Annotated in this window: 31 protein-coding genes; 20 read left to right on the top strand and 11 right to left on the bottom strand. The window is 58.3% G+C overall.

The window, feature by feature from the left end; translation table 11 throughout:
• Positions 1-128: 128 nt before the first annotated feature.
• The 7 genes from F560_RS24600 to F560_RS0110685 all read left to right on the top strand — a co-directional run bounded on the left by F560_RS24600 (position 129) and on the right by F560_RS0110685 (position 3,320).
• Complete coding sequence (locus tag F560_RS24600) at positions 129-701, top strand: hypothetical protein (protein WP_211214116.1); 573 nt, start codon at positions 129-131, stop codon at positions 699-701.
• 12 nt (positions 702-713) lie between these two features.
• Positions 714-1,139, top strand: a complete 426-nt coding sequence (locus F560_RS0110710) for a hypothetical protein (RefSeq protein ID WP_019005733.1) — start codon at positions 714-716, stop codon at positions 1,137-1,139.
• A gap of 66 nt (positions 1,140-1,205) precedes the next feature.
• Entirely contained in the window at positions 1,206-1,355 is a 150-nt protein-coding gene (locus F560_RS25935; RefSeq protein WP_019005732.1) for a CD1375 family protein, read from the top strand.
• Positions 1,356-1,407: 52 nt separating this feature from the next.
• Complete coding sequence (locus F560_RS0110700) at positions 1,408-1,704, top strand: hypothetical protein (RefSeq protein WP_019005731.1); 297 nt, start codon at positions 1,408-1,410, stop codon at positions 1,702-1,704.
• Positions 1,705-1,707: 3 nt separating this feature from the next.
• Positions 1,708-2,064, top strand: coding sequence for a hypothetical protein (locus F560_RS0110695; RefSeq protein ID WP_019005730.1), 357 nt, complete (start codon positions 1,708-1,710; stop codon positions 2,062-2,064).
• A 396-nt stretch (positions 2,065-2,460) separates the two neighbouring features.
• Positions 2,461-2,595, top strand: coding sequence for a hypothetical protein (locus tag F560_RS26445; RefSeq protein ID WP_019005729.1), 135 nt, complete (start codon positions 2,461-2,463; stop codon positions 2,593-2,595).
• Positions 2,562-3,320 (top strand): glycoside hydrolase domain-containing protein, encoded by a 759-nt coding sequence (locus tag F560_RS0110685; protein WP_019005728.1) that lies wholly within the window; start codon positions 2,562-2,564, stop codon positions 3,318-3,320. Before F560_RS26445 ends, F560_RS0110685 begins: the two co-directional genes overlap by 34 nt.
• 197 nt (positions 3,321-3,517) lie before the next feature.
• Here the strand turns inward: F560_RS0110685 and F560_RS0110680 are convergent, their stop codons facing one another.
• On the bottom strand, positions 3,518-3,757 hold the full coding sequence (locus tag F560_RS0110680) for a hypothetical protein (RefSeq protein ID WP_019005727.1): 240 nt from the start codon (positions 3,755-3,757) through the stop codon (positions 3,518-3,520).
• 76 nt (positions 3,758-3,833) lie between these two features.
• Here F560_RS0110680 and F560_RS26060 point away from each other — a divergent pair, with 76 nt between their 5' ends.
• Positions 3,834-4,865, top strand: coding sequence for a tyrosinase family protein (locus tag F560_RS26060; protein WP_020621278.1), 1,032 nt, complete (start codon positions 3,834-3,836; stop codon positions 4,863-4,865).
• Here F560_RS26060 and F560_RS23010 read toward each other — a convergent pair.
• Positions 4,793-5,461, bottom strand: a complete 669-nt coding sequence (locus F560_RS23010) for an NUDIX hydrolase (RefSeq protein ID WP_019005725.1) — start codon at positions 5,459-5,461, stop codon at positions 4,793-4,795. The genes F560_RS26060 and F560_RS23010 overlap by 73 nt on opposite strands.
• 21 nt (positions 5,462-5,482) lie before the next feature.
• The gene (gene mscL, locus F560_RS0110665) at positions 5,483-5,983 is read right to left on the bottom strand and encodes a large conductance mechanosensitive channel protein MscL (RefSeq protein ID WP_019005724.1); all 501 of its coding nucleotides are present in this window, start codon (positions 5,981-5,983) and stop codon (positions 5,483-5,485) included.
• A gap of 95 nt (positions 5,984-6,078) precedes the next feature.
• On the opposite strand from mscL, the gene F560_RS24590 reads away from it, so the two are divergent.
• The 3 genes from F560_RS24590 to F560_RS23000 all read left to right on the top strand — a co-directional run bounded on the left by F560_RS24590 (position 6,079) and on the right by F560_RS23000 (position 10,252).
• A complete protein-coding gene (locus F560_RS24590) occupies positions 6,079-7,836 on the top strand; it encodes an ATP-binding protein (RefSeq protein ID WP_051088319.1) in 1,758 nt (585 codons plus the stop codon).
• Positions 7,837-8,066: 230 nt separating this feature from the next.
• Complete coding sequence (locus tag F560_RS0110650; protein ID WP_019005722.1) at positions 8,067-9,176, top strand: DNA alkylation repair protein; 1,110 nt, start codon at positions 8,067-8,069, stop codon at positions 9,174-9,176.
• Positions 9,173-10,252: an FUSC family protein gene (locus tag F560_RS23000; RefSeq protein WP_019005721.1), complete on the top strand. Its 1,080-nt coding sequence runs from the start codon at positions 9,173-9,175 to the stop codon at positions 10,250-10,252. The genes F560_RS0110650 and F560_RS23000 overlap by 4 nt, the downstream gene beginning before the upstream one ends.
• 89 nt (positions 10,253-10,341) lie before the next feature.
• On the opposite strand, the gene F560_RS0110640 is transcribed toward F560_RS23000, so the two are convergent.
• The 7 genes from F560_RS0110640 to ilvA form a co-directional block, all read right to left on the bottom strand.
• Positions 10,342-10,617: a hypothetical protein gene (locus F560_RS0110640; RefSeq protein WP_019005720.1), complete on the bottom strand. Its 276-nt coding sequence runs from the start codon at positions 10,615-10,617 to the stop codon at positions 10,342-10,344.
• A gap of 64 nt (positions 10,618-10,681) precedes the next feature.
• Positions 10,682-10,825, bottom strand: coding sequence for a hypothetical protein (locus F560_RS25930; protein WP_019005719.1), 144 nt, complete (start codon positions 10,823-10,825; stop codon positions 10,682-10,684).
• A 183-nt stretch (positions 10,826-11,008) separates the two neighbouring features.
• Positions 11,009-11,797: a glutamate racemase gene (gene murI / locus F560_RS0110630; RefSeq protein ID WP_019005718.1), complete on the bottom strand. Its 789-nt coding sequence runs from the start codon at positions 11,795-11,797 to the stop codon at positions 11,009-11,011.
• 138 nt (positions 11,798-11,935) lie between these two features.
• Positions 11,936-12,568 (bottom strand): TVP38/TMEM64 family protein, encoded by a 633-nt coding sequence (locus F560_RS0110625; protein ID WP_019005717.1) that lies wholly within the window; start codon positions 12,566-12,568, stop codon positions 11,936-11,938.
• Positions 12,569-12,597: 29 nt separating this feature from the next.
• Complete coding sequence (locus F560_RS0110620; protein ID WP_019005716.1) at positions 12,598-13,776, bottom strand: MFS transporter; 1,179 nt, start codon at positions 13,774-13,776, stop codon at positions 12,598-12,600.
• A gap of 16 nt (positions 13,777-13,792) precedes the next feature.
• Positions 13,793-15,085, bottom strand: coding sequence for an MGDG synthase family glycosyltransferase (locus tag F560_RS22995; protein ID WP_019005715.1), 1,293 nt, complete (start codon positions 15,083-15,085; stop codon positions 13,793-13,795).
• A 163-nt stretch (positions 15,086-15,248) separates the two neighbouring features.
• Positions 15,249-16,520 carry a threonine ammonia-lyase IlvA gene (gene ilvA / locus F560_RS0110610; RefSeq protein ID WP_026298215.1) on the bottom strand — a complete coding sequence of 424 codons (1,272 nt, stop codon included), beginning with the start codon at positions 16,518-16,520 and terminating at the stop codon, positions 15,249-15,251.
• A 233-nt stretch (positions 16,521-16,753) separates the two neighbouring features.
• Between ilvA and F560_RS0110605 the strand changes: the two genes are divergently transcribed.
• The 3 genes from F560_RS0110605 (at position 16,754) to F560_RS0110595 (ending at position 18,739) form a co-directional block, all read left to right on the top strand.
• Positions 16,754-17,335: a hypothetical protein gene (locus F560_RS0110605; RefSeq protein ID WP_019005713.1), complete on the top strand. Its 582-nt coding sequence runs from the start codon at positions 16,754-16,756 to the stop codon at positions 17,333-17,335.
• A gap of 200 nt (positions 17,336-17,535) precedes the next feature.
• Positions 17,536-18,357 (top strand): FHA domain-containing protein, encoded by an 822-nt coding sequence (locus F560_RS0110600; RefSeq protein WP_019005712.1) that lies wholly within the window; start codon positions 17,536-17,538, stop codon positions 18,355-18,357.
• A gap of 193 nt (positions 18,358-18,550) precedes the next feature.
• On the top strand, positions 18,551-18,739 hold the full coding sequence (locus F560_RS0110595) for a hypothetical protein (protein ID WP_019005711.1): 189 nt from the start codon (positions 18,551-18,553) through the stop codon (positions 18,737-18,739).
• 312 nt (positions 18,740-19,051) lie between these two features.
• Here the strand turns inward: F560_RS0110595 and F560_RS0110590 are convergent, their stop codons facing one another.
• Positions 19,052-19,765: a hypothetical protein gene (locus F560_RS0110590; RefSeq protein ID WP_019005710.1), complete on the bottom strand. Its 714-nt coding sequence runs from the start codon at positions 19,763-19,765 to the stop codon at positions 19,052-19,054.
• Between the two features lie 401 nt (positions 19,766-20,166).
• Between F560_RS0110590 and coxB the strand changes: the two genes are divergently transcribed.
• The 6 genes from coxB (at position 20,167) to F560_RS0110560 (ending at position 25,554) form a co-directional block, all read left to right on the top strand.
• Positions 20,167-21,198, top strand: a complete 1,032-nt coding sequence (coxB, locus tag F560_RS0110585; protein ID WP_026298214.1) for a cytochrome c oxidase subunit II — start codon at positions 20,167-20,169, stop codon at positions 21,196-21,198.
• Between the two features lie 11 nt (positions 21,199-21,209).
• Positions 21,210-23,075 (top strand): cytochrome c oxidase subunit I, encoded by a 1,866-nt coding sequence (ctaD, locus tag F560_RS0110580; protein WP_033395993.1) that lies wholly within the window; start codon positions 21,210-21,212, stop codon positions 23,073-23,075.
• Positions 23,072-23,689: a cytochrome (ubi)quinol oxidase subunit III gene (locus F560_RS0110575; RefSeq protein ID WP_019005707.1), complete on the top strand. Its 618-nt coding sequence runs from the start codon at positions 23,072-23,074 to the stop codon at positions 23,687-23,689. Before ctaD ends, F560_RS0110575 begins: the two co-directional genes overlap by 4 nt.
• Before the next feature lie 4 nt (positions 23,690-23,693).
• Complete coding sequence (locus F560_RS0110570; RefSeq protein ID WP_019005706.1) at positions 23,694-24,011, top strand: cytochrome C oxidase subunit IV family protein; 318 nt, start codon at positions 23,694-23,696, stop codon at positions 24,009-24,011.
• A gap of 86 nt (positions 24,012-24,097) precedes the next feature.
• Positions 24,098-25,006 carry a cytochrome c oxidase assembly factor CtaG gene (gene ctaG, locus F560_RS0110565; protein ID WP_019005705.1) on the top strand — a complete coding sequence of 303 codons (909 nt, stop codon included), beginning with the start codon at positions 24,098-24,100 and terminating at the stop codon, positions 25,004-25,006.
• 86 nt (positions 25,007-25,092) lie between these two features.
• Positions 25,093-25,554, top strand: coding sequence for a DUF420 domain-containing protein (locus F560_RS0110560; RefSeq protein ID WP_019005704.1), 462 nt, complete (start codon positions 25,093-25,095; stop codon positions 25,552-25,554).
• The last annotated feature ends 8 nt before the right edge of the window (positions 25,555-25,562 follow it).

Below are 25,562 nucleotides of genomic sequence, written 5' to 3'. Positions count from 1 at the left end.
CCGACGGGACAGTAAAATTCGACGTGCCAGAAGGTAACCTGAGTCCGGCTAATATCAAGTCTGGAACCAAGATTTTTAACGTAACGGGATCGTTTACCAGCGACGCCAACGCCGCCGCAGGGGACATATTGTCCGGAAAGACGGCATACGTAAACGGGCAGAAGATCACAGGGAACATGCCTAATCTGACCGGCATCCGTAACGCAACCGGCACGGCTAGATGGCCTAACGGGGACCTTGCAGTATACCCCGAAAGGGGCTATCAAAAAGGCGGGGCCGGTGACGGGGAAATCCGGGTTACAACGGCTCAGTTACAAGCGGCATGTGGCGACCTAGCGCCTCAAAACATCGTCTCGGGGGCAAGCATCTTCGGCGTCACAGGAACGGCCATCGTGGGCAGACGGTTTGCCAGTGGGATAGCTATAGGTAATGCGGCGGGGAGAATCGATGTAGCTGGGTTAGCTTTTACTCCGACCTATGTAATTCTTGAAGCCGCTGACTCTATTTATGCTTATCGAAATATTTATAGGAGGGATTCAATATTCCCTAACTTAAATCACTCGGTGATTGTCATGTACATTCCTTCGGGTACAATCGGGATGGAAAGGCCGACATATTCCGTTACTATATCAGGAGGAAGTTTTTACTTTGCATATGATCGCTTCGCAGGCTTGACGGTTGGTTGGGTAGCAATTGAATAAAGGAGGATTAATATGCAAATCGGACGCAGAATCTATTATGATCGCACCACCGGAAACATCATCCTGGACACCGGCGAGCGTTCCGGCGACGTAGTCGAAACGACGGTCGAACAGGATTTCGCCGCTTACAAGTCGCTCGCGGAACGAGTCCCTGAAACCGTCGGCATGCTGCAACTGGAATACGGCCAGTACGCGCAAGATTTCGCCACCTGCTCCGGTTACCGGGTGGATGTCAGCGGAGATGAGCCGAAGTTGGTATTCTCCTACCCGGACCCCGACGATCCGGAAACCGATCCGGGGGCCGAGCCGGTTTTCCAGAAACCCCTGTCGGAGCAAATAGCCCAGCTCGAAGCCGATAAGCTCACCCTTATGGAATCCATGGCCGAATTGTACGAAATGGTTTTGGCGCTACAAAATACGGGAGCCGAGCAAGCGTGAACTTGGCATGACTTTAGTCCGCCGCTGCTTCGGCTCTTTTTAATTTCATAGAGAGGAGATGATCCTGTGGCCATTGCAGTCGTCTACGCAAAATTGATCGTAGCCGGACGCCGTACATTCGACCAAGTTCCCGAAGTGATTCGGCCGGCGGTGAAAGACGCGCTGGAAACGCTCGGTCTCGGCACGGACGGACAGCCGCTCGAACAGGCAGAATGACACAACGGGAGTCCGCTCAGCGGGGCTTTTTTGATTGGAAGGAGGGGGAGGGATGGAAGTAACGGGAATTGCGGCGGTCATCTCCGTCGCGGCAGCCATCAGCGGAATTGTATTAGGGTGGTCGGGAAGATCCCGGATGCTGCGGGAGGACACGGCGGCCGAGGCCAGCAAGGACGCGGTGCTTCGGGCGGACATGGAGTACATCAAGCGGGGCGTCGACGATGTTCGGCTCGAGCAGCGGGCGCAGGGGCAGCGCTTTGACGCCTTGGCCGAGCGGGTGACGCGGGTGGAAGAGTCGGCGAAGCAGGCGCTTCAGCGGCTCGACCGATTGGACGGACAGGGAGGTTAAAAAATGGACTCGGGTGAATTGTTCACGTGGCAAGCTCTCTCCGCGATGGGGGGAGCTTCTTTGCTGACGTTTCTTATCGTTCAGTATACGAAAGAGCCGGTGAGCCGCTGCCTGAAATGGCTGCCGACGGACCTGTATGCGGTCGCGATCGCGTTTCTGGTGCTGTTGCTGGCGCAGCTTGCGGTCGATAACCACTACACGGATTGGCGGGTGTACGCGCTCGCGCTGGCGAACGGTTTTCTGGTCGCGGCGGCGGCCGGACAGATGCAGAACAAGGCGCTCCATCCGCCGGGAGCAAGCGGCAGGAAGAATGGGACGGTCGGGGCCGAAAAATCCGCTGAGGACACGAACCAAGCGTGACTTGACCGGCCTTGGCGAAGAGTGGTGAAAGCGGGTTGTTTTCGTATGGACAAATTGGATTTTAGCCAACAAAACCGCTCGCTCCGCTTTTCGCCCGCCTGCCCTTGCCGCCGCTTACCTCTTATGCTCACACGCCACGCCCAGATTCCTTGCGCAGACGAACGCCGTTTCCGTTCAGGCATCAGCCGCATAAAATAAGGACAACCATAAGACGATGCCGCGATTTTTTCGTTAGCACCGATACGATAAAGACGAAGAATGGGAAGCTGACGGAAAACCCGGTGATTACCGAAAATCCGAGCGCCAAAGGGACGAGCAAACCGGGACGGTACAACAAACAAGGAATCGGGCGACGAAAAAAGCGGACAAACGTAAACGAAAGGAGGGCGGCAACCGGTGGCCGACAATCCCAGCGCGCAATGGGCGTTTATGGCAAACGAGATGCGGTCGGCGGCCGGGATCGCTCAGACCGGCAACCCGAAGGGAGGCAACAGCCGATGGCTAAAGGAATCGATTGCGCGATCCCGCTGACCGCCGGTACGGCCAAAGCGATTGCCGCAGCCGGCTACGCCTTCGCGGCGCGGTATCTGGTGCCGCCAGGTTACGCCTGGAAGCGGCTGACAAGGAGCGAGGCGGAAGCGATCACGAACGCCGGCATGATGGTGGTGTCCGTTTTCGAGACGACCGCCAATCGCCCGGCGGGAGGAGCGGCGAACGGCAGAGCCGACGGCGCGGCCGCCAATGCGGAGGCGAAGCTCATCGGCCAGCCCGCGGGCAGCGCCATCTATTTCGCGGTCGATTACGACGCGCAGCCGCGGGACTACAACGCGATCGAAGCTTATTTGAAGGCTGCGGCTTCGCAGATTCCGGATTACCAGATTGGCGTTTACGGCTCGTATGCCGTCATTGAGGAGATGGCTCGTCGCGGCGCTTGCCGGCACTTCTGGCAGACTTACGCTTGGAGCCGGGGCAAGAAAAGCGCAAACGCGAACATCTACCAATATTCCAACAACGTCAGGTTGGCCGGAGCGACCGTTGATTTAAACGAATCGTACGGCGGCGAAGGCTGGTGGAATACCGAAGGAAAGACCGGCGGCGGAAAGGAGGAGGTTTCGATGAGCAAAGAAGACGCGGAAAAAATCATCCGTTTCCTGTCGGCAGCCTGGTTTGCGGCGCCCTCCAAGGAATCGAAGGCCGAGTTCCACCGGCTGGCCAACGAAGTGCGCAAAGCGGCCGGCCTTCCGCTTGAACCCTAAGCAGATGATCGATCGCCCCATTGGCGAACATAACGGACCGGCGGCTGCAAGCCCCGCCGTTTTTATTTTTGGCGAAAAAGGATCCCGAATCATGACAGGCCGCTGTAAGCGGTCGTAAGTGTCTTTCTAGCAACTGCGTCAGCATCTTCTGCGGGAGTCGGCGATGGAAGTGCGATTCTAGCAACTGGAGCCCGGTTTTACGCCGAAAATGGGTGCGGCCGGGCTTTGAATTGCCATAAGAGCAACTGCGTTTGCGAAAAAGCGGCGACAGGGAAAAATAGTTGCTGCTTAAGCATTAAAAAACGGTCCGCTTGAAGCGGGACCGAGCGAATGAAGCGAATGATGCCCATGATTCGAATGATGCGGTTTATTCTGGATTGAGCGTTTAAAGCGGCAGAACCGACCCGCCTGTTGCCGCGGGGAACGAGAATAGGCATGCACCCTCCCGCCCAATCCGGGCATATATTGATGGCAAGAACGTACGCCGGTCGGAAAGGGGAGTGCCTGCAGAAGATGCCGACAATACCGGATTTCCCCGCAGACCTGTTGCAGGAGCACATGCATTGGCACCATCAGCATCACGTGGCGGACCCGCAGTTGGTTCCGCTAGGCTACGGCCTGGAGTTTCTTCGGTTTCACCGCAGCTTCATTGCGCGAGCGCTTGCCTGGTACCGCAGCAGAGGCTACGACCCCAGGCTCGTCGAGCCGTGGGTGAGCGTGCCGGAGCCGATCCGGCAGGCGCCCTGCTACAATCGCGAGGCCGAGGCGCGAATCTTGCTGCGTCCCGATACGTTTCGCTCGGCGGACGAACTCGGGCGTTTTATCGAATCGTCCAGCCTGCACGGCTGCATCCATCAGGAAGCGGCGCTGCTTTACGGCGAGCCGGATTTGAACGATCTCGACATTGCGCCGCGCTCCACCGTGTTCTACAACATTCACGGCATGATCGACCGCTGGTGGCAAAATTGGGAAGGCCTGGGGCAGTTCCGGCAGGGGACGGGGCACTGGTGCGGGAAGTTCTGGGAGGACGACCGGGAAGTGCTCCGGTACCATGTTTGGGACGGGAGCTGGTGGCTGGGACGGCCGGAATCGAAAACCGGACTGCGCGACGCCGAGGCCGTTTCGCCTAAACGGGCACATACCGGGAGCGTCCCGCCAGAACGGTCACCTGACGAGCACTCCCCAACGCCTGAACGCCCACCTACCGAGATCGTCTCGCCCGAAACGGCCCAAAACGGGGGCACCCCGCCTGAATGGGGAAACGCCGGGGGCGTGTCGCTCGAATGGAGCGTCGTCGGCGACAGCCGCCGCTACGGCCCGATGGACGACGGCCGCCCCTTCCGCATCTGGGATACGGACGGAGACGGCCGTCTGGAAGTGCTGTTTTATCATCCGGCGGAGCGGATTTGGCGGGAAGGCAAGCTGCGGGACGGCAAGCTCGAATGGACGCCGGTCCGCCTGGCGCGGACGGGTCAGCCCCCGCTGCCGAATCCGCCGCTGTCCGACAACGCCAGCTCGCGGAGAAACCGGAATACGCGAATGTAATAACCGCGGTCGCGGGGGACGAAGCGGTCCGCCGTCAGCGTCAGCGTTGCGGGACGCAGCCCTTCTTCGCCCTCCGCGGTTTCTGCGCCGCGTACTTCCATGCTGGCGCGCTTGCCTTCCATCAAGGCGATCAGCCGTTCCGCTTCCGCCTCGTACAAGCCGGCGACTTCTTCCCGCTGAAGGCGGAACTCTTCTAGCGGCCGCGAAACGAGGCAGCCGAACACATGGCTGATCTCCCGGTCGATGAACCGGACGCCGCCCGCCATCCCTGCGTTCTCTTCCTTAACGGTGCCGAACGGCACGAGCGCTTCGAACGGCACGGACCAGCCGATTTCCTCCTCCATCTCCCGCACGGCGTCCCGGACCGTTTCCCCTGCCGCCAGGTGACCCGCGACGGTGATGTCGCAGCGTCCCGGATTCGTGTCCTTGCGCTCGCTGCGCCGCTGGAACAATACATAGGCTTTGCCGTCCTCGCCGCGACGGACAAGCCAGCAGTGAAACGTCTGATGCCACAAGCCGAGCGCATGCGCTTCGCTGCGGAGCGCCGTGCCCGTGCGGTTGCCGCGTTCGTCGTATACGTCCAAATACTCGGTCATACGCGTCACCACCGGGCCGGGTCAGCTATGTCCCGCAACGGAGCGGCCTTCCGGCAGCTCCGAGGTGCAATGTCCGCAGCGCGTCGCGGCGAGCGGGATGACGGACAGGCAGTACGGGCATTCTTTCGCGGCAGGTTCGGCTTGGGCTTGCTCGGCTTCTTTTTTACGGGATAAAGTATTCATGGCCTTAACCATCAAAAACACCGAAAACGCGATCATCAGGAAGTTGATCACCACATTGGCGAACTGGCCGTACGCGATAACGGGCACTCCGGCGGCTTGCACGTCGGCTAGCGTCTGGGGGTTGCCCTTGAACCCATCCGGCAGTTCCCCGATCCGCCAGAACAAATCCTTGAAATCGACCCCGCCCAGCAGCCGACCGATCGGCGGCATGACGATGTCGTTGACGAGCGAGTTGACGATCTGGCCAAACGCTCCTCCGATGATGACGCCAACAGCCAAATCCATGACATTTCTGCGGACGGCAAAGGCTTTAAATTCCTTCAGCATGTCGCGAAACATCTCGAATCCCCTCCAATATTGGAAGTAGTTTGAAAGGAATTTGCAAAAAATCGTCGAATTGTTAAAAACAAACACGGAGACGCGAGGGAACGCACATGCATAAATACGGAGCCTATTGGCTCGTCCTTTTTCCGCTGTTGGCTCTGGCCATCAGCATACTCGTATCTTACACGATGTTTATCTTCCTGGGCAATTTGAAAAGGACGAACAATACGTTCCGGCTGTTTTGGCTTACGGGCGGGGCGTTCGTATTCGGCGTAGGCATGTGGACGAAGCATTTCGTAGCGATTCTCGCCAGCGGCGACCCGTTGTTTTTTACGTGGAGTTTGCCCATATCGCTGTTGTTCAACATTTTTTTTGCCTTGATGGCCTTCGTCATGCTGACGCTTCAGGAAGCCTTCCGGTTCCGGCAATTCATCGGCAGCCTGATTCTTGCCTTCGGCGTCGGCTTCATGAATTACTTCTCCCTGCTGGGACAGCCCATCGAACAAATTGCCGTCGATAAAGGAAAAGTCGCGCTTTCGTTGCTGCTGCTTTTTACGGGGACGTACGCCGCGATCAAAATGGCCGAGCTGGACGGGGAACGGTACAAGTGGCTGGCCAGCCTTACGCTGGGTTCGTCGGTCTTGCTGGTGCAGTGGATCGGCATGCAGGCGCTGTCCGTCGAATACTCCGTCTACTACAACCTGGACAAGCTCATCCAGGACGTCCGCTATTTGGTGCTTATTCTGGGCATCGGAGCCCTTTTGATCCTCACCTCCACCTGGGTAACCTGGTACATCGACAAGCGCATGAACCAGATGGACGAGCGCTACCGCCTGCTGGTCGAGAATTCGATCGACACGATCGCGATTTTCAAGCAGGACAAATGGGCGTTTGTCAACGCGGTCGGACTGCGCATGTTCGAAGCCAATCAACCGGAGGAACTGCTGAACAGGCCGATTTACGCCTTTCTCCGTCCGAGCGATCACGATGCGGTGCGGGAGAGGCTGCACAATTTGATTATTACGGGCAGCAACGGCCCGCTGGAACAGCAGTGGTATACGCTGAAGGGTAACGTGCTGCATACGGAAATCGTGGAGACAATGACGACGCTGGACAACGAACCGGCCGTGCAGGTCATCATCCGGGATATTTCGGAGCGCAAGAAGAACGAGGAGCTGCTGATCAATTCCGAGAAGCTGTATGTGGCCGGACAGCTGGCCGCGGGCATCGCGCACGAGATCCGCAACCCGCTCACCTCCCTGAAAGGCTTTTTGCAGCTGATCGCCACGGGCAGGCGGGATAGCATCTATTACGAGATCATGAATTCGGAGCTGGACCGGATCGAGGGAATCGTCAGCGAACTGCTCATGCTGGCCAAGCCGCAGGTGCATGATTTTTCGTACTACGACGCGCGCAACATGATGAGGGATACGATCACGCTGCTTGAGGCGCAGGCGATTTTGCACAATATCGTCATCGAATCGGACTTCAGCCGCGACGTGCTGTGGGTATACGGCGTGGAAAATCAAATCAAGCAGGTGTTCATCAACGTTATCAAAAACGCGATCGAGGCGATGGTGGACGGAGGAACGATCCGCGTGGCGATGTTCCGCGAAGAGGATTTGGTGGTGGTCCGGATTTCCGACGAAGGGCCGGGAATCGGGGAAGACCAGCTGGCCAAAATGGGGCAGCCTTTCTATACGACCAAGGAGAAAGGAACCGGACTCGGGCTTATGGTCAGCTACAAAATCGTCGACAACCACGAGGGCCAGATCTTCGTCAACAGCAAGGTCGGACAGGGCACGACCTTCGAGATCCGGCTGCCGTTCCGTTATCCCGAAGTCCCCGTGGCCGCCAGAAGCGGCTGACCGGGCGGCGCGGCCCGGCGTTCCACAGTGCCCGGCGAACCGGCAGCGCTTGACCGCGATTGCGCCGGGCTCGGGCAGGACGGACGCCGGCAAGCCGGCCGCCCGTATCCGCTTTCTCCTCCTGCGCCCCGCGCAGTCCGTGCCGATGCCGGGAAATTGGCCGGCGGACATGCTATAATGGGGATTGCTTGCGAAGCGAATGGCGTGGCAACACCGTAGGAGGAACCGCTGTGGCAGAGCCGTTAAAAGCGATATATAACGAGGCATTTCTGACGGCGTTCGCGGAACGGGTGCGGCGGCAATGGGCCGCTTTCGATGCGGACCGGTTCTGCGAATCGGTGCTGGGGGACGGTTGGGAAAGCCTGGAGCTGAAGGGGCGCATCCGGCGCATCGCGCTCAGCCTCGGGGCGGCTCTCCCGGCCGAATATCCCGCCGCTTTGGCGATATTGGAGGGAATTGCGGACGAATGCCGCGGGTTCCCGTATTTGTTTTTTCCCGAGTTTGTGTCCTGTTACGGCCTGGAGGATTGGGACCGGTCGATTCGGGCGCTTGAGCGCTTTACGGCGCTGTCCAGCGCCGAGTTTGCCGTTCGGCCGTTCATCAGGCGCGATCCGGAGCGGATGATGGCGCAGATGCGGAAGTGGGCCGGCCATCCGAACGAGCACGTGCGCAGGCTGGCGAGCGAGGGCTGCCGCCCGAGGCTGCCCTGGGCCGAAGCGCTGCCGGAATTCAGGCGTGATCCGGAGCCGATCATCCCGATTCTGGACCGGCTTAAGGCCGACCCGTCGGCGTATGTTCGCAAGAGCGTCGCCAATAACCTGAACGACATTTCCAAAGATCACCCGCAGCGGGTGCTGGAGCTCGCCAAGATGTGGTACGGCCGCAACGAGCGGACCGACAGCGTGCTCCGCCACGGCTTGCGGAGCCTGATCCGCAGAGCGGCGCACCCCGAAGCGCTCGCGCTGTTCGGGTTAAGTCCCGACGCGGGGCTGTCGGTCGAAGTCGAAACGTGGGACGCCCGGCCGCGGGAGCTCGCGATCGGGGGATCGGTCGCCGTGCGCTACGCGGTGCGGCATCGCGGGGAAGCGGCGGCGAAGCTTCGGTTGGAGCTGGCCGTCGATTACCCGAGAGCCGGCGGACGCTCGTTCCGCAAGCTGTTCAAGCTGGCCGAACGGACGGTGGAAGGCGGAGGCAGGCTTGCGGGAGAGAGGCGGCATGCGTTCGCCGATCTTTCAACCCGGCGCCACTTGCCCGGCGTTCACAAGCTTGCGCTGCTCGTGAACGGCCGGGAGGCGGCTGCCGTTGACGTGATTTTGAGCAGGGAAGGAACGGAAGCATGACAATCGGAGCTCGCGTCTTTAAAACCGGGCTCGCCGTCGCGGTCGCACTGTGGTTCGGAGAACTGGTCGGGCTGGATTCTCCGGTGCTGGCGGCGGTGGCGGCCATCTTTACGGTGCAGCCCTCGATTTACCGAAGCTGGATGCAGGTGCTCGATCAGCTGCAGAGCAACGTGCTTGGAGCCGCGATCGCCATTGCGGCCTACTGGCTGGTCGGCAGTACGCCGATCTCGGTCGGGCTTGTCTGCATCCTGGTCATTTTGCTGTGCATTCGCCTGAAAATCGAAGACACGATCGGTCTGACTCTGGTGACCGTCGTGATTATTATGGAAGCCCAGAACCAGGGCTGGCCGACGGCGCTGGACCGGGTGATCTCGCTGCTGATCGGGATCGCCTGCGCGTTTGCGGTCAATGTCGCCGTCGCGCCGCCGCGGCATCGCAGCCGGTTCGTACGCCAGGTGCAGGAGGCGCAGGCTATGCTCTCCCGGTTGCTGCGCACGTCGGTGTCCAATGAGATGAAGGAGAACGTCTTCCGCCAGGAGCAGGACCAGCTGCGCAAGCTGCTGCACAAGCTGGACGACTACTACCGCATGTTCGCGGAGGAGCGGGTGTGGAAGAAACGTTCCCGCGCCCGCAAAGCCCGGCTGCTGGTAATGTACAAGGAAATGCTGACGACGCTGGAAAAAGGGTACGAGCTGATCGAAGCGGTAGAGGAGCAATACTTCGCCGTCCCGAGCGATCCCGCATGGAACCGGATGGTGGACGATCATATCGAAATGCTGTGCGGGTATCACGAGCAGCTGCTTTGGAAATGGGACGGAAAGCTGAAGCCCGGTGCGGCTCTCGCGGCGCCGCCCGAGGAGTCGGGCGTTCGGCTGACCGAGATGATTGCGGCGGAGGGAGAGTTCGACGAGAAGCTTCGCGCCCGCATCGCCGCGCAGGGCGAGACCGAGGTGACGGTGCGGGCCCGGCTGCTGGTCGTGACGTCGGCGCTGTTCGCGTACGAAGACCGTCTGCGGCGGCTGGACAAGCTGATGGACCACTGGTTCCAGCGCGAGGCGGACGGCAAGGACAGTTAAGCCGGACGGCAACGCGGCTGCGCGTACGATCGCCGGATGAAAAAACGGGTGCATTCCCCGGACAAGGACGAAGCACCCGTTTTTTTGGATCATTTTTTGCCGCGGTCGATTTGGCGGCGGGGATTTTCGATTTTGCCCATTTTGTTGATATCGTTTTTCTTCGGAACGAGCCGGGGGTCCGTCCGCCCTTCGTGATGGTTGTCGAAGCGGAATTCGGTAAGCTCCCACTCGGTCGTTCCGAGCTGCGAATCCGCGGGAAACAAATCGCCGCGGTCCAGCTCCACTTCGCGTCCCCACTCGTTGCGGTAGACGCCGTCGGTTTCCACCGGCTCGCCGGACATCGGCGGCATGCTGTCGTCGCTCATCGGTTTATGCACCTCGTTAACACGATCTTGGTCTTTCGTTACAAGGCAGGCGGCGATTCGTTTTTTACTGGCCGTGCTTAGGCACCGCCGCGCGGTCGGCCTGCGATTGAAGGCGGCTGGCGCGGGCCTTGCCGCCTTTGCCTTGGTCGGCTTCGGATTGGGCGCGGCTCGCTTCCTTTTGGGCTGCGGACGGCTGTTCGCCGGACATTGGCGGTTCCCCCTCGGGCTGTGAATTTTGTACGTCAACGTCTAGGTTGCCTCCGCGCCGTCGAGGTTATGCCTGAACGGCCGGGACAGGCAGGCGCGGACGGAATTCAAACGGCAAAAGGCCGGATTCCCATAATCGGGAATTCCGGCCTCGGCCCGTGCCAAGATCGGGGCAATGGCTTCCTCAATCGTCCGATTCGAGGATATTTTGCCGATAGATCGCCAGCGCTGTCTGCATTTTGTCCAAATAAGCGGGATCGCCGCTTGAACACATGAACCGGACCTTTCCGCTTCCGCCGCCGCTTGGGATGCCATACCGGTTCAGCAGCGCCGCCAGCCGCTTCACCGTGCCGACGTTGCCGTCGACGATACCGATGTGCGGCGGCAAAATTTCGCGGAGAATCCCTTTGTAGTAAGGATAATGCGTACATCCCAGCACCACGATGCCGTAACGGTCGAGATCGAAGGGAGCCAGCTTTTCGCGGAAGTATTCGGTCATGACGCGTTTGTCGAACTGCAGCGCCTCGCAGTGGCGCACAAGCTCCGGCAGCGGCAGGGAATCCACGATTCCGTCGCCGTCCACGCGCGAGACGAGCGCATAATATTTGGGCATCTGCAGCGTCAGCGGCGTGGCGAAGACGAGCACCCTTTTCCCGGTTGCGCGGTTCATTTCCACCGCCGGCTTGACGGCCGGCTCCATGCCGACGATCGGAAACGAGTACTTTTCCCTCAGCTCCGCGATGGCGATGCTGGTCGCCGTGTTGCATGCGACCACCAGCGCGTCGATGCCTTCTTGTATCATCGTTTCGACCATTTGCAGAACATAGGTCCTGACTTCGTCCTTGGACTTCGTCCCGTACGGAACGTGCAGCGTGTCGGCCATATAAAGGTAATCCCGATCGGGAAGCCGTCTCAGCGCCTCGGCCAGCACCGTCAGGCCCCCGATTCCGGAGTCAAAAAAACCAATCGTCATAGGTTATCGTTTCCTAGTTTTATTTATGTAGTTAGAAGATAACTCTAGCATATCGCGGCACAAGCCTTCAGGGCAAGAGCATTATCTTCCATATCTCCGCGGCGGCGGATTCCCCGGTTTGTTTTGACGCCGGCGGGCTTATCCCGTATAGCGCGACTCCAGCTTTTTGCCGACCAGCCAAAGAAGAAACAGCAACGTTGCTCCGACGGCGAGCCGCCAGGGGTGGTCGACAAGCGCCCGCAAATCGTGTCCGAGAAACGACAACGTAAAAATCATAACCGCCTTGCCCAGCAAAATCGCAGTCAGAAACGTATGCATTTTGATTTTGGACATGCCCGATGCGATATTGATCAGCGCCGAAGGAGAGAACGGGAAACAGCAAAGCACAAAAATCGGCGTAAAACCTTTATGCTCGATCCAGGAAAAAAAACGCTCCATCCTCGGCATGCGCTGCCGGATCCGGTCGCCGAAACGGCCTGCGAAGCGGCGGGCAAGCATAAATACGATAAACGACCCCAGACTGACGCCAATCCAGGAAAGGAAAAATCCCCACCACAATCCGTAAGCCGTCGCATTGGCCACGACGATGACGACAAGCGGCAAAAAGGGCAAAAAAGCTTCCAGCAGCGGCAATAAAATGCCGGGCAGCGGCCCGAGGGCCGAGTAACGGTCCAGCAGCGCCCCGATGTCCTCGAGGCGGATGTTCTTCACGTAAGCAATCCATTCCTGCCACTGCTGATGGAGCAGCGGCGCTTCCGCAATATGAAACATATCATACCTCACGCAGTCCGCTTCGGCTTCTAGCCGCGAAACAGACGAAATGGAAAAAGCAAATAGACGATGCAAATGGCGACAAAGACCGCGCCGGCGAAGCCGACGACAAACGGCTCGCCCAGCGAAGCCGCCGCAAGGCCCCCCATACTGGGGCCGATCATGCCGCCCAGGCCTTCCACGGTGGAAAACACGCCCCAGCCAAGGCTCCGCTGATTCGGCGGAACGTAAGCGGCGAGCAGGGCGTTCCAGGCGGGCAGCACGGCCGCGTAGGCGACGCCCAGAACGCCGGCCATCACAAATGAAAGCGCGACGGGCGGCTTGAGCGTCAGGGCGAACAGGGTCAGCCCGAATACGCAAAAACCGGCGGCAAGGAACCATTGCTTGCCGTAGCGGTCCGACAGCCGCCCCATCGGAATGAGCCCGATCGCCGTAAAGGCGCCGCCGGTAAACAGCAGGATCGAGTATTGCGACGGGCTCATGCCCAAGTGGTTCCCGGCAAAGCTGGGCAGAATCGGGAGAAGCATCCCGGCGGCAAGGGTTTGCAGGACCATGCCGGGCAGCAGTGGCTTCATCTCCCGGAGCCGCGACGTAAGCTGCGCAAGCTGCTTGGCGAACGGAAGAACGCTCACCTCCGCCTGCGATGCGGCGGGAATGAGGAGCGACAGTAGGCAGGACGCGACGGACACCCCGACCATCGCCCAATAAGCGAGCCCAAGGCCGCGCTCGAGCAGCAGGTTCGACGCGACGGGCCCGGTTCCGAGGCCGACGAGCCAAACCGTATACAAAATGCCCATCTGCGTAGCCCGCCGTTCCTCCTTCACCTGCGACAGGCAGACGATCCAAATCGGCGAGATGCCGATGCCGAGCAGGGCGGAAGCGGCAATGAACAGCCAGGGCCATTCGGCGTACCCCGCCAGCAGCATGCCGGCGAGCGTGGCCAGCAGCCCGAAGCCGACGACAAGCTTGACGCCCGCGCGATGGAGAAAATAGCCGATGCTCAGCTTGACCATCGTATCGGACACATAATGCGCCGATACGGCGATGCCGATGACGTCGAGGTTCAGGCCGAGCGCTTTGTTTCCGTAGATCGGAAGAAAGCTGATGAGCACCGCTCCGCGAATGAACTCGGTCAAAAAAAGAATGGCGCCGTAAAGCGGCATTTCGGGACGGAACAGCGGCTTGGCCGCCGAGATGTTCGCAGGCATGTTTTCCTCCCTCCCGTCACTCGCCGCGTTCGGCCGAATCGGCCGGGCGGACGGGCAACCCGTACCGAAGCGCGGGCGGGACGTCGGCCCGTTGCGGTTCGGTCTGCGCTCTTCTCCGCGGGACAACGGCATCGCCCGCCGAGGCTCGGTTCCCGTTAACCTTGATTATAGGTAAATTTAGCAGAATATCCAAGGCGATCCGATCCGCGGCCGTTTCCTTCCGCAGCGAGGCGAGAGACGATTTCATCTCCCGCATCCGTTCGCGGCTTGCAAGCAGCGCGGAAACCGAGCGCGCCAGCCCGTCCGGCGTGTTGCAGATGACGGCGGCCCCTTTGGAAGCGAGATAACGCGCGTTGCCGAGCTCCTGTCCCGGTATCGGTCGGTACAGGAAAATCGGCAGGCCGGTCGCGATGGCCTCGGAAAGCGTCAGTCCTCCGGGTTTCGTAATAATGCAATCGGACAGCGCCATCAACTCGTCAATTCGTTCTACGTATCCGAATACGGAGACGTTTCGGCTTTCCGCTTCGAACGCGTGGCGCATGGCGTTTTCCAGGTTCCGGTCGCGTCCGCAAACGATTGCGATCTGCACGTCGTGCATGGCTATCAGTTGGCGGCACCACTTGGCGATGACGTTCGGAGCGCCGATTGCCCTGGCCATAACGAGCACGACGCGGCGCGCCGGATCGAGGCCGTAGCGGAACGCGCCGCCTTCGGGACGCTTCGGCTGGGAGAAAACCGGGCGGAGCGGGATGCCGGTGACGGCGATCCGGGAGCGCGGGATGCCGATTGCGGCGAGCTGGCGGGCCAGATCGTCGGTCGCGACAAAATATTTCCGCACCCGCGGATGAACCCACCGCATATGCAGGTCGAAATCGGTGATAACGTTGTACATGGGAATGTTCAGGCGATTGCGTCTGTCGATAAGGGGGAGCGCAAGCATGGGGAACGTATGAATAATGGCATCGGGGCGTTCGGCTTCGATCATTTTTCGCAGCGTCTGCGCTCCGATCGAATGAAGCCAATGGGCCAATGCGGATTGCGGCCTCATGTCTTTGGTGAAGTTGTATACGAAGCCGTAAACGTTGGGACACAGCGTGTAGCTTTTCTGGTAAATGAACCGGCTGAGTTCGTTCAGCTTCGGATGGGCTTTTGCAAGCAGGTCGATCAGCCGGACGTCTTGAACGCCCAACCGCTCGAAGCCCGTTTTCAAAGCGCTGGCCGCCTGATAGTGCCCTTCTCCGAAGCTGGCATAGAGCACCCACAATTTGAGCTGCGCGGCTCTCGCCTCCGTTGTCGTTGTTCCCGCCATGTTAAGCCCGTCCTTTCTGCGGCGAATGTCTTCATAGCAGAATGGTGCCCCAACCCGCCGGACGGAATTCCGCCGTGAGCTTTCTTCCTCCGGCGGAGTTCGTCAAGCGAATGGAATCAAGATCAGCATAGCGGGCAACTATTAAGTCATTGTCAACTGAGCGTCAAATAAGCAGATTAAACAGCAGCGGATCCTTGTTCAGTTCCATGAACCGGTACCCTTTGCGCTTCATCCGTTCGATCAGCGGCTCGTAATCGGCTTTGTTTTTGAGCTCGATGCCGACTAGGGCGGGTCCGTTTTCCTTGTTGTGCTTTTTGGTATATTCGAATTGGACGATATCGTCGTCCGGCCCGAGCACGTCGTCGAGAAATTCGCGGAGCGCTCCGGCCCGCTGCGGGAAATTCACCATGAAATAATGCTTTAATCCTTCGAAAATAAGCGAACGTTCCTTGATTTCCTGCATCCGGTCGACATCGTTGTTGCCGCCGCTGACGATGCAGACGACGTTTTTGCCTGCGATTTGGTCGCCCAGCGAAGCGAGCGCCGCCACCGGGAGCGCGCCTGCAGGCTCGGCCACGATCGCATGCTCGTTGTAAAGCTCCAGAATGGTCGTGCAGACGCGGCCTTCGTTCACGACCACGATGTCGTCCAGCAGTTCGTCGCACATGGCGAACGTCAGGTCGCCGACCCGCTTGACCGCCGCGCCGTCGACGAATTTGTCGATCTCTTCGAGCGTGACGACTTCCCGATTTTCCCGGGAGCGCAGCATGGAAGCGGCGCCTTCGGGTTCCACGCCGATGATTTTCGTCGCCGGGCTGACGGTTTTGACGTAGGCGGCAACCCCTGCGGCCAGTCCGCCGCCGCCCACGGTAACGAGCAGCACGTCGATCGGCTCGGTGCTGGCTTCAATGATTTCTTTTCCGACGGTTGCGTTTCCGGCGATAATGCGAGGATCGTCGAACGGGTGAACGAAGGGCAGCCCTTCCTCGGAGCTGTGCCTGACCGCTTCGGCGTAAGCGTCGTCGAATGTATCGCCGACGAGCCGCACCTCCACGTTGTCGCCGCCGAACATTTTGACCTGGTTGATTTTTTGCCGGGGCGTCGTCGTCGGCATGTAAATGATGCCGCGGATGCCAAGCGAATGGCAGGAGTAGGCGACGCCTTGCGCATGGTTGCCGGCGCTGGCGCATATTACGCCCTTGCGGCGCTCTTCTTCGGACAGGGAGGAGATCAGGTGGTAGGCTCCGCGGATTTTGAACGAGCGCACGACCTGCTGGTCCTCGCGTTTGAGAAACACGTTGCCGCCGTACTTGGCCGACAGCCCGCGGTTGTGCTGCAGCGGGGTCGGCACGACGATGCCTTGAAGCACGCGGTGGGCGTGAAGGATGTCTTCCAGACGAACTGGCGTATCGGTCCAAATGCGCGGATGGGTCATCGGCAATCCTTCCTTTCGGGTTCTGTGCGATTCGACCGGCTTCGGAAAACAAAAAGCCGCCCCCGAAGGGACGGACTTCGATCCGTAACGGCGCATGGAACTTCCTAGATCGATGGGACGGTCGAATCGGGTTCCGACGTACAATTTATTTAATGTTATACTCTTACATAGAGCGGAAGTCAATCCGTATTGTTGCAAATTCGCGCAAGCGTATGCGGGAAGGAGGACCGACGGTGAAAAAGCTGCTGATAACATGCGTTGCGCTCGTTTTGCTCATGGCCGGAGCGGGGGGCGCGGCGTATCTGTACATCGCTCCGGACGAGGAACTCGACCTAATCTACGCCGAAGTGCCGCTGCGCGATCGTTTGTTGGAGATGGCCGGACGGTTGTCGACGGAACTTACGCTCACCGAATCGGACGTCAACAATCTGGCAAAAGCGTCGCTGGCGCGCAATCCTGAAGTGGCGGACGATCTGGAGATCACGGGCGCGAGGTTCGAACTGAAGGAGGACCGGGTCGTCGCGCACGTCAATGTCCGGTGGAAAGCGCGTATCCCGGCCGGCGCCGTCGTTGAATACCGTCTGTCTTGGCAGCCTCCCTATCTTGTCGCTACGCCCGTTAAAGCGAGAATCAAGGATGTTTCGCTTCCCCGGGAGCGGCTTGGGCTTGGGGACATTGCCGTTCCGCTTGGCGAGCATTTGCCCAAGGGGCTTCAGATCGAAAAGGTTCATGCGGGCGAGGGAAAGCTGACGGTGTCGTTCCGTAAGCCGAGCTTGCCGGATTTGCGAGGTTTGCGGGATTGGGCGGGAATTTAAAGGTTGGTTTAAAAAAAGCGGCTTTCGTTGTGCGGAAGTTCCCGTTTCGGGTATACTATAATCGAGCCCGCTCGCCGAAAGCGAATTCTTATCCAAACAAACGTAAGCGTTTACAAAAATCTGCGTTATTCGCATCTCGTAAGGGGGTGAAACCTTTGCGCCGACGATCCGGTATATATAGGGAAAGGAGGACGAAAGTGATGAAAGCGGTCGTGGACCGACGCAGGCGGTTCGGCCGACGGGCGTGGGCTGCGACTGCCGGTGCCGTTTGGGCCTTGTGCCTGGGAACTACGCCCGCATTTGCAGCCGATTCGTACGAAGGATTTCGCGCTCAATCCGGTATGGCGACGCTGCCGCTTCTGGCGGCAATGGCGTTCGGCATTGTGGTGGCGGTTGTCGCGGTGATCGCCTTTCTGCAAATGACGAACCAATCCCGCGGAATCAGCGACGAGCAGACGGCTGCCGGCGAAGAAACGGCGGAGGAGCGGTTCGAAGCATCCGCCGGCGCAAATTCGTACGGCGGAGAGTCGTTCAGCGCGGAGCCGGCCGAAGCGGAGACGGCCGGCGCTGAATCGTTCGGCAAGACGGACGGCAACCGGCGTGATAGTCTGTTTCAAACGATGGACGTGGCGCTTCCCGGAGATGCGCGGCAATGGTCGTCGCCCGCTGCGCGGCCGGAGCCCGCGCAGAAGGCCGCAGAAGGGGAGCCGAGGCTTTGCGGACTGGACGGCGAGTTTGCCGGCAGTTCCTTTCGGGTGACCGAACGCGCTTTGTATATCGGACGGGACGCGTTGCAATGCGGTCTCGTGTTCCCGAGCGACGCCGGGGACGTCAGCCGCAAGCATTGCTCGCTCCGTTATGTGGCCGACAGAAGGACCTTTTTGCTGGAAGACCATGGATCGTCCAACGGAACGTTTCTGTCCGACGGAAGAAGGCTCGTTCCGGGCCGGATCTACGAGCTGCTTCCGGGCGACGAATTTACCCTTTCGGGTTCCAAACACCGGTTTGAGGTCCGGGATTGAGCGGCCTAAGGCAGGCTGCCTCTCTCCCCGGAGAAAATGCGCCAGATGTCCCAATATTGACGGTTTTGCTTTCAACCCGGCCGCAAAGCTGTTATAATAAAAATAACGAGAATTTTGAAAATTCGTTGCAGTCGGGGTGGACAGCAGGTAAGAAGCAAAACTTGCGGGACTTGTTCCGCTGGGAGGGATTGTCATGGCGAAACGAAGCCACAACGAAGTTCAGGAAAGTTTGGTGGAGCTGACTAGAATTTTCCGACCCAAGGATCCACGCAAGTTTGTCAAGGACTATATCCGCAAATACCGGGTTACGGGCGGATATGAGGACGAATTGACCTTGCTTGTCGAACGCGAGATGGACAAATTGAATTCCACGGTTTCTTAAGACAACGACAAGACCGATCCGGAATGGGGGCTTCGCCGCAGCAGGGATGGTCCCGTCCGGTATTTTTATAAAGGTTGAAATCCGGATTGAACAATCAAAGGAGCCGGCCCGTAAGTAGCCAATCTACTTGAGGGCCGGCTCTTTTTGTGACAAAAATGGATTTGTTTTTGGAATACGTGTCATTTCCGGATTTACCATCTCCTTCTTTGATAAGAAGCGAATTCTTTCTTTATAGCTCCTCCGTCATTTGACTTATGAGCTGCCTCCGTCCGTTCGCTCGGTTCAATGGCGCGTACGTCGCCGGACAACCGTTTATTTCTGCGGAACTTTTTCGTAAAGCGGAACCGGCACTTCGTTGCCTCCGCCGAACGTGTACTGGACCAGTCTGTTGAAGTCCGGAAGAAGGGGCTTCAGCGGGCGTTGCGCCCAGTCGGCTTTGGCAAACTCGAGCAGCTGGTTGACGAACTCCTGGTTGGCGGAAATATGCACTTCCGAATATTTTTGCCCGCTGGCTCTCCGGACGGTGTCGCCGATCACTTGCCTCAGCTCCGTGGACAAGTCGGACGGGTCCTTGTGGGAAAAGTAGGAGTTATAGGGCGAGACCATTTGCCGATAGCTCCACTTGGAGCTTCCGGTATCGTTGTTGTATACGCCGTCCGTCGTTCCCGAGTTGTCCTGTTCCTTGGTCATCGGTCCGCCGTGCGATTTGGTGCCCGTAGCCGACCAATCGGTCAAGATGGCGACATAGGCGTTCTTGTCCGTCACCATGACGATGGCGGAGCTAACCCCGGGAAGCGCGCGCACTTTATAGGAAAGCTTGGAATCGTACTTGAAATAACGGTTTTCATGCTGCTTGGGATCTCGGGTCGTCGATCCGTAAGAACGGGCCGTCTGCATTTTCGGATCGTGATGCGCGCGGCTGGAATAATCGTAGGCGCTGCGTTGAAAATGAGCCTTGTAGTTGCAGCCGGACGCGGCGCAGGCGATCGCGAGAGCGACGCCGCAAACTAGCCATCGGCGTATCATCGTTGTTCCTCCCCTTAGATGGAGCGATTGCGCATATTGTTCGCGCCGCAGGTTCAAAGTATGTACATGCCCGATACATAAAACAAGGAGCGGTTGGCAAATCTTTGAGGGAAGAAAAAACGGCTTGATCGGGAGTTCGGCCCCGGGCGGGGGCACCCGAAGAATCACGGGAGAGTAAAGAGGCGGCGCGGTTGAAATCCCTTGATCCGCAACGTTTTTGACAGTTTTGAGAACAATTTGTGAACTGTTCTGTGAACGTTGACAAAATGATACACGAATCCTTATAGTTATTAAAGTGATTGCGAACGTCAAAATTTGGTCACACATCTTGCGCAACACGTAGTCTGCCGCCAGATTTCCTATTATTGGCAGCCTATGAAAACGTCAAAGTGGGGTTGAAAATGATGAATCGGTGGCGTGTAATGAAGCGGTTACTTCCGCTGATGGCAGGGATGGCGCTGGTTCTTTCGGCTTGCGGGCGGGAAGACCTGTCCGCGTTGAACCCGCAAGGTCCTGTCGCACGGCAGCAGCTGGAATTGATGAAGATTTCGATCGGCATCATGTCGCTGGTTGTCCTCGTGGTTTTCACCATCTGTATTTATGTGCTGATCCGTTACCGGCGGCGCAAAGGCGACAACAGCATTCCGAAGCAGGTGGAAGGTAACCATAAGCTTGAAATTATTTGGACGGTTATTCCGATCATCCTGCTGATCATTCTGGGCGTGCCGACGATTTCGACCGTTTTCGGCTTGTCCAAGGATTATTCCAACGATCCGAATGCCCTTAAGGTTAAAGTAACGGCCCATCAATATTGGTGGGAATTCGAATATCCGGATCTGGGCATAACCACCGCTCAGGAGCTTGTCGTTCCGACCGGCAAGAAAATCCAGTTCGAACTCACTACCGCCGACGTCAAGCACTCCTTCTGGATTCCGTCGATCGGCGGCAAGATGGACAACAACGACGGCCTGACGAACAAGATGTACCTGGAGTTCGACAAAGAGGGCGTCTACCGCGGCAAGTGCGCCGAGCTTTGCGGCCCTTCGCACAGCTTGATGGACTTCAAGGCCAAAGCGGTCGATCAGGCTTCGTTCGACCGCTGGGTGGCGGCGATCAAGGCTCCGGTTGAAATGCCGAAAGACGAAGCCGTCAAGGCGGCTTTCCAAAACAAGTGCTTGACCTGCCACGCAATCGGCGAAACAAGCACCGGGTCCAGCGCGCCGAACCTGACAGGCATCGGAAGCAGGCTGACGGTCGGCGGCATTCTGTACAACGACGAAGCGCCTGTGGTCGACAACCTGATCAAATGGATCACCGATCCTCAGAAGGTTAAGCCGGGCAACATGATGCCCAAAGCTCAGGATCTGGAGTTGACGGATGCCGAGCTTAAAGGAATTGCGGAATACCTGGCAAACAACAAGCTTGAATATTAAATGACGGGTGAATGAAGGGGGACGCGGCTTTGGCTGCTCATGCGCACACAGTCAAGCGTTATCGGGGCTTAATGGATTGGCTGACGACCGTCGACCATAAAAAGATCGGCATCCTGTACTTAATCGCGGGTGGGCTGTTCTTCCTTATCGGAGGACTGGAAGCGATTCTGATCCGGATTCAGCTGATCAAGCCGATGAACAATTTTGTTTCCGCCGATACGTTTAACGAACTGATCACGATGCACGGTACGACGATGATTTTCCTTGCGGCGATGCCGCTGCTGTTCGCCTTGATGAACGCGGTCATCCCGCTGCAAATCGGGGCGCGCGACGTCGCGTTTCCGTTTCTGAACGCACTTGGCTTCTGGACCTTCTTCTTCGGCGGCCTGCTGCTGAATATCAGCTGGTTTACGGGCCACGTGCCGGACGCCGGATGGACGTCCTACGTGCCGCTTGCCAGCCCGACCTACAGCGAAGGAGCGGGCGTCGATTACTACGTTCTCGGTCTGCAGATTGCCGGGATCGGGACGTTGCTCGGCGGCATCAACTTCATGGCCACCATCATCAACATGCGGGCGCCGGGCATGTCCTTCATGCGGATGCCGATGTTCACCTGGACGATTTTCATCACGTCCGCTTTGATCGTTTTCGCGTTTCCGGTACTTACCGTCGGTCTTGTTGCGCTGATGTTCGACCGTTTGTTCTTTGCGAACTTCTTCGAGACGGCCGCTGGCGGCAGCGGCGTGTTGTGGGAACACATCTTCTGGGTGTTCGGTCACCCTGAGGTTTACATTCTGATCCTGCCGGCTTTCGGCATCATCTCCGAAGTCGTCAGCACCTTTTCGCGCAAGCGCTTGTTCGGTTACAGCTCGATGGTGTTCGCTACCGTCCTGATCGCCTTCCTCGGCTTCATGGTCTGGGCGCACCACATGTTCACGACCGGTCTCGGCCCGGTGGCGAACGCTCTGTTCTCCATCGCGACGATGCTGATCGCGGTGCCGACCGGCATCAAGATTTTCAACTGGCTGTTTACGCTGTGGGGCGGCTCGATCCGCTTCACCGCCGCCTCCCTGTTCGGCATCGGGTTCATTCCGACGTTCGTCATGGGCGGCGTCACCGGCGTTATGCTGGCTTCCGCGCCGGCCGACTACCAGTATCACGACACGTACTTCGTCGTAGCGCACTTCCACTACGTTATCGTTGGCGGTCTGATGTTCGGCATTTTCGCCGGCATGTTCTACTGGTGGCCGAAGATGTTCGGACGGCTGCTTAACGAGACGCTGGGCAAAATCACGTTCTTTACTTTCTTCATCGGGTTCCACCTGACGTTCTTCGTGCAGCACTTCCTCGGTCTTCTGGGGATGCCGCGCCGCGTATGGACGTACCTGGACGGCCAAGGCTTGAACGGCATGAACCTGATCAGTACGATCGGCGCGATCCTGATGGGCATTGCCACGATCGTGATGCTGATCAACATTGCCGTAACGTCGTTGAAGCGGCCCAACGCCGCGAACGACCCGTGGGAAGACGGCCGTACGCTCGAATGGTCGATTCCTTCGCCGCCGCCGGAGTACAACTTCAAGCAAATTCCGCTTGTCCGCGGCTACGACGCTTGGTGGAAAGAGAAGATGGAAGGCAAAAAGGCGATGACGCCGGCAGAGCCGCCGGGACCGATTCACATGCCGTCTCCTTCGATCCTTCCGTTCTTCATGAGCGTCGGCCTGTTCATCTCGGGCTTCGGGTTCATTTACGACAAGCTGTTCCTCGCCATCGGCGGCCTTGCCGTTACGCTGATTTGCATGCTGCTGCGTTCGGTATTTGACGACCATGGTTTCCATATCGAAGAGCATGAACAGGAGAAAGGGGTGACCGCATGAGCACGCATCAACACGCAGAAGGCCAACTGCCTCACGAGCCGGAGAAGGCGACGCTGGAAGGCCGCAACAAAATCCTCGGCTTCTGGCTGTTCCTCGGCGCGGAAACCGCGCTGTTCGGCACCCTGTTCTCGGCGTTCCTTGCGCTTCGTCACAATATCGGAGACGGGCCGAGCCCGCAGCATCTGTTCGAACTGCCGATGGTCTTCGCCGCGACGATGATCCTGTTGACTTCCAGTCTCATGAGCGTGTTCGCCGTTCAGGCGATGCACCGCCACAAGGTCAAGGAAATGGTCGGCTGGCTGATCGCCACGATCGTGCTCGGCCTGGCGTTTCTCGGCCTCGAAATTTACGAATTCAACACCTACGTCAGCGAAGGCCACAAGATGACGACGAGCGCGTTCAGCTCCTCGTTCTATACGCTGGTCGGTTTTCACGGCGCGCACGTGGCGTTCGGGGTTTTGTGGATCGGTTTGCTCATTCTGCAAATCTTCAAGAAAGGCCTGACCGTCGTCACCGCTCCGAAAATTTACGTATCGGCGATTTACTGGCACTTCATCGACGTCGTATGGGTGTTCATCTTCACCGTTGTATATTTGATGGGAAAGGTAGGTTAAGCCCATGTCGAGCCATCATTCGACTTCCGAAGGCGGCGCGAAGCGTCATAGAACGGAAGGCCCGCAAAAGCATATCGTTGCGTTTATCCTGTCTCTGGCGCTGACGGTTATCGCGTTTGCCGCGGTCGCCGCCGGCGAAATTAACACTACCTTTACCTACATCATCCTTGTGGCCATGGCCATCGTTCAGGTGTTTGTCCAGTTGGCTTTCTGGATGCACATGAAGGATAAAGGGCATTTGTTCCCGATTATCGGGATCGTGTCCGGATGTTTTGTGGTGTTCTTGATGGTCATCATGGCCTTATATTGGGTATGGTGGTAATCGTAACAGGTTAAACTGCAAAGAGGCGGCCGTCGTTCCGCCTCTTTTTTTCCATTTTTGCGCGTCCGGTGAAAGGAGGGATCGGGATGCAGGGATTGGAATACTTTTCGTTCAGCGACTTGTGGAGTCCTTTTTTTATGATCTTCATGTTGCTGGTCGCAACGCTGTACGCCTTTGTCGTCGGTCCGTGGAGGGGATGGTTCGGCGGGGAAGCGGTGCCGATCGGCAGGCAGGCCGTTTTCTATTTCGCCATCCTGCTGCTTTACCTTGTGCATGGGGGACCGCTTAGTCTGCTGGGACATCTGATGTTCACGTTCCATATGTCCGATATGGCGATTTCCTATATTGCCGTGCCGCCGATGCTGCTGTACGGGATTCCGGGATGGCTGTGGCGATGGGCATTCGACCGCAAGTTCTGGCGGCCGCTGCGTTTTCTCGCCAATCCGCTGTTCGGCTTGTTCGCCTTCAATTTGCTGTTTTCGTTTTACCACATGCCGGATATTCACGACTGGATTATGGTCCGTTACTTCATCCACGGTTCCTTCTACGTGCTGCTGCTTGCAGCCGCCTTATTGAACTGGTGGCATGTCCAGTGCCCGGTTCCGGAATGGTCGAGGCTTACGTCCCTGCGCAAGCTCGGCTATATTTTCGCCAACGGCTTGCTGCTTACGCCCGCCTGCGTGCTGATCATTTTTGCGGGCGAGCCCTTGTTTGCGGTATACAACGATCCGCAGGTCTGGGCGAAGGCCATGGGTTATTGCGTCTCCGGCGATCCGGGCAGACTGCTCGAGAAGTTCCAGGGTCCCGCGTTCTTTAACCTGATGACGGGCCGGGAGGACCAACAGCTTGGCGGCATCATTATGAAGCTGCTTCAGGAGTTTATCAACATTTGGGCGCTTTATGCCGTGTTCATGCAATGGTTCCGCAAGGAAAGGGCGCAGGAGGAAGACCCGGCGCTCGATCGCTCGGCTTCGGGACGTTTGAACAATGTGTGAAGAAACGTTCGAACATTTGCTGAACGTCCGGCGGGAAGGTAAAATGGAGTCAGTTGTTACCTTATTTTGAGCGGGAGAATCGGGACATGACCTGGTACGAAATTTTTCCAACGATCAGCACAAGCCTCATTGCGATAAGCGCGATTCTCGTTGCGATCGGCTGGCGGCTTATCATCGTCGGCAAGCGGAACGCGCACGAGAAAACGATGCTCGTGGCCGCGGTGGCCGCGCTGTTGTTCTTTATCATTTACGTGTCCCGGACGATCTTTATCGGCAATACGACCTGGGGCGGACCGGAAAGCCTGAAGACGGTTTATCAGGTGTTCCTGATCTTTCATATCGTGCTGGCAACGGTTGCCGCCGTGTTCGGCCTCACGACGCTGACGCTGGCGTTCCGCCAAAATTTCGGCAAACACCGGAAATGGGGACGCGTGACCTCGGTCGTTTGGTTTATCACCGCGATCACCGGTATCACCGTTTACGTGCTGCTCTACCTGATGTATCCGGGCGGCCATACGAAACCGGTCATCGACGCGATTTTCGGCTGAGCGGATCA

The organism is Cohnella laeviribosi DSM 21336, from assembly GCF_000378425.1.
Lineage (GTDB): Bacteria > Bacillota > Bacilli > Paenibacillales > Paenibacillaceae > Cohnella > Cohnella laeviribosi.
This window is presented reverse-complemented; position numbering and strand designations above follow the sequence as displayed.

What these genes read in the sequence shown, in the direction of transcription:
- mscL (WP_019005724.1), bottom strand. Translation starts at nt 5,983, where the DNA reads ATGTTTCGCGACATGCTGAAGGAATTTAAAGCCTTTGCCGTCCGCAGA.
- F560_RS23000 (WP_019005721.1), top strand. Translation starts at nt 9,173, where the DNA reads ATGACAATCGGAGCTCGCGTCTTTAAAACCGGGCTCGCCGTCGCGGTC.
- ctaD (WP_033395993.1), top strand. Translation starts at nt 21,210, where the DNA reads ATGAAGGGGGACGCGGCTTTGGCTGCTCATGCGCACACAGTCAAGCGT.
- F560_RS23010 (WP_019005725.1), bottom strand. Translation starts at nt 5,461, where the DNA reads ATGACCGAGTATTTGGACGTATACGACGAACGCGGCAACCGCACGGGC.
- F560_RS0110560 (WP_019005704.1), top strand. Translation starts at nt 25,093, where the DNA reads ATGACCTGGTACGAAATTTTTCCAACGATCAGCACAAGCCTCATTGCG.
- F560_RS0110640 (WP_019005720.1), bottom strand. Translation starts at nt 10,617, where the DNA reads ATGAGCGACGACAGCATGCCGCCGATGTCCGGCGAGCCGGTGGAAACC.
- F560_RS0110595 (WP_019005711.1), top strand. Translation starts at nt 18,551, where the DNA reads ATGGCGAAACGAAGCCACAACGAAGTTCAGGAAAGTTTGGTGGAGCTG.
- F560_RS0110590 (WP_019005710.1), bottom strand. Translation starts at nt 19,765, where the DNA reads ATGATACGCCGATGGCTAGTTTGCGGCGTCGCTCTCGCGATCGCCTGC.
- coxB (WP_026298214.1), top strand. Translation starts at nt 20,167, where the DNA reads ATGATGAATCGGTGGCGTGTAATGAAGCGGTTACTTCCGCTGATGGCA.
- F560_RS0110570 (WP_019005706.1), top strand. Translation starts at nt 23,694, where the DNA reads ATGTCGAGCCATCATTCGACTTCCGAAGGCGGCGCGAAGCGTCATAGA.
- ctaG (WP_019005705.1), top strand. Translation starts at nt 24,098, where the DNA reads ATGCAGGGATTGGAATACTTTTCGTTCAGCGACTTGTGGAGTCCTTTT.
- F560_RS25930 (WP_019005719.1), bottom strand. Translation starts at nt 10,825, where the DNA reads ATGTCCGGCGAACAGCCGTCCGCAGCCCAAAAGGAAGCGAGCCGCGCC.
- F560_RS0110695 (WP_019005730.1), top strand. Translation starts at nt 1,708, where the DNA reads ATGGACTCGGGTGAATTGTTCACGTGGCAAGCTCTCTCCGCGATGGGG.
- F560_RS22995 (WP_019005715.1), bottom strand. Translation starts at nt 15,085, where the DNA reads ATGGCGGGAACAACGACAACGGAGGCGAGAGCCGCGCAGCTCAAATTG.
- F560_RS0110700 (WP_019005731.1), top strand. Translation starts at nt 1,408, where the DNA reads ATGGAAGTAACGGGAATTGCGGCGGTCATCTCCGTCGCGGCAGCCATC.
- F560_RS0110680 (WP_019005727.1), bottom strand. Translation starts at nt 3,757, where the DNA reads ATGCCTATTCTCGTTCCCCGCGGCAACAGGCGGGTCGGTTCTGCCGCT.
- F560_RS0110625 (WP_019005717.1), bottom strand. Translation starts at nt 12,568, where the DNA reads ATGTTTCATATTGCGGAAGCGCCGCTGCTCCATCAGCAGTGGCAGGAA.
- F560_RS0110600 (WP_019005712.1), top strand. Translation starts at nt 17,536, where the DNA reads ATGAAAGCGGTCGTGGACCGACGCAGGCGGTTCGGCCGACGGGCGTGG.
- F560_RS0110620 (WP_019005716.1), bottom strand. Translation starts at nt 13,776, where the DNA reads ATGCCTGCGAACATCTCGGCGGCCAAGCCGCTGTTCCGTCCCGAAATG.
- F560_RS0110685 (WP_019005728.1), top strand. Translation starts at nt 2,562, where the DNA reads ATGGCTAAAGGAATCGATTGCGCGATCCCGCTGACCGCCGGTACGGCC.
- F560_RS0110575 (WP_019005707.1), top strand. Translation starts at nt 23,072, where the DNA reads ATGAGCACGCATCAACACGCAGAAGGCCAACTGCCTCACGAGCCGGAG.
- F560_RS0110710 (WP_019005733.1), top strand. Translation starts at nt 714, where the DNA reads ATGCAAATCGGACGCAGAATCTATTATGATCGCACCACCGGAAACATC.
- F560_RS24590 (WP_051088319.1), top strand. Translation starts at nt 6,079, where the DNA reads ATGCATAAATACGGAGCCTATTGGCTCGTCCTTTTTCCGCTGTTGGCT.
- ilvA (WP_026298215.1), bottom strand. Translation starts at nt 16,520, where the DNA reads ATGACCCATCCGCGCATTTGGACCGATACGCCAGTTCGTCTGGAAGAC.
- murI (WP_019005718.1), bottom strand. Translation starts at nt 11,797, where the DNA reads ATGACGATTGGTTTTTTTGACTCCGGAATCGGGGGCCTGACGGTGCTG.
- F560_RS26060 (WP_020621278.1), top strand. Translation starts at nt 3,834, where the DNA reads ATGCCGACAATACCGGATTTCCCCGCAGACCTGTTGCAGGAGCACATG.